This window comes from Streptomyces sp. NPDC048473, assembly GCF_043200155.1.
Lineage (GTDB): Bacteria > Actinomycetota > Actinomycetes > Streptomycetales > Streptomycetaceae > Streptomyces.
Genome location: NZ_JBICXE010000194.1, coordinates 1 through 1302, shown reverse-complemented (window position 1 = coordinate 1302; position 1302 = coordinate 1). Strand labels below are relative to the sequence as shown.

At 68.1% G+C, this 1302-nt stretch carries 1 protein-coding gene; it reads right to left on the bottom strand.

What is annotated here, in order from left to right; all coding sequences use genetic code 11:
* Positions 1–39: 39 nt before the first annotated feature.
* Complete coding sequence (locus tag ACGFU7_RS48185) at positions 40–1176, bottom strand: IS30 family transposase (protein ID WP_393705164.1); 1137 nt, start codon at positions 1174–1176, stop codon at positions 40–42.
* Between the last annotated feature and the right edge of the window lie 126 nt (positions 1177–1302).

The window sequence follows — 1302 nt, the reverse complement described above, 5'->3', positions numbered from 1 at the left end:
GGCGAATTCGAGGGGTCGTTGCAACACGTGGTCGGTTGATCAGGCCGCGAGCAGTTTAGACAGGCGCTCGGCTGGGGTTTCCCAGCCGAGCGTTTTGCGTGGGCGGCTGTTGAGTTCGGTGGCGACGGCGTCGAGGTGCTCGCGGCTGTGGGTAGCGAGGTTGGTGCCCTTGGGGAAGTACTGGCGGAGCAGGCCGTTGGTGTTTTCGTTCGAGCCGCGCTGCCAGGGACTGCCGGGGTCGCAGAAGTAGACCGGGATGTCGGTGGCGATGCTGAAGGCGTGGTGGGCGGCCATCTCGGAGCCCTGGTCCCAGGTGAGGGACCGCACCAAGTGCGGCGGCAGGGTTTTCACGGTGTCGGTCAGGGCGTCGCGGAGGCTTGCCGCGCTGTGGTCGCCGGGCAGGTGGACCAGCATCAGGTATCGGGTGCTGCGTTCGACGAGGGTGCCGATCGCCGATCCGCTGTTCTTGCCGATGATGAGGTCCCCTTCCCAATGTCCGGGGACGGCCCGGTCTTCGGCCTCAGCGGGGCGGTCGCTGATCATGACCATTGGGGTCGTGAACCGGGGCTGGCGCTTGGCTGCCTGGCGGTGGGGGCGGCGGCAGGCGCGTCCGGTCCGCAGGGCCTTGGTGAGTTCGCGGCGGAGTTCTCCGCGGCCTTGGACGTAGAGGGCCTGGTAGACCGTTTCGTGGGTCACGTGCATCTCCGGGCGGTCGGGGAACCGTGTGCGAAGAGCGTTGCAGATCTGCTCGGGGCTCCAGCGTGTGCTCAGGCGGTCCTGGATGAAGTCCCGCAGTTCGGGGTTCTGGCCGATCTTCCCCGCCTTGGGGCGGGGCCGGCGGGCATCGGCGCGGGCCTGGGCGGCGTGCGGCCGGTACTGGCCGTTGCCCGGGTGCCGGTTGCGGCGTATCTCGCGGCTGACGGTGGACGGGCTGCGGCCCAGCTCGGCGGCGATCGCGCGGATCGTGGCCTTCTCCCGCAGCCGGTCGGCTATGTGGATGCGATCGGCCTCACGCAGGTAGCGGGACGGGCCAGAAGGCGGCGCCTCCTGGTGGATCGGAGGCGCCGCCTTCTTCTTGCCGATGTGCGCATGTGATCCGTTGCGCCATTTCTTGCCCGTCCGCCGGTCGATGCCGACGATCCGGCAGGCTTCCCTACTGCTGTAGCCCTGCTGCATGAGCTGGAAGTATGCCGCCCGCTCACGGGTCAGCTTCTTCCGCCCCTGCGGCCCCCGGTCCTTACGTATCTCGAAGTCCATTGCATCCCCTGAGCTGGGGTGTTGCAACGACCACTAGAACTCAAG

Coding starts and splice junctions, on each gene's coding strand:
- ACGFU7_RS48185 (WP_393705164.1), bottom strand. CDS start 1,176: ATGCAGCAGGGCTACAGCAGTAGGGAAGCCTGCCGGATCGTCGGCATC.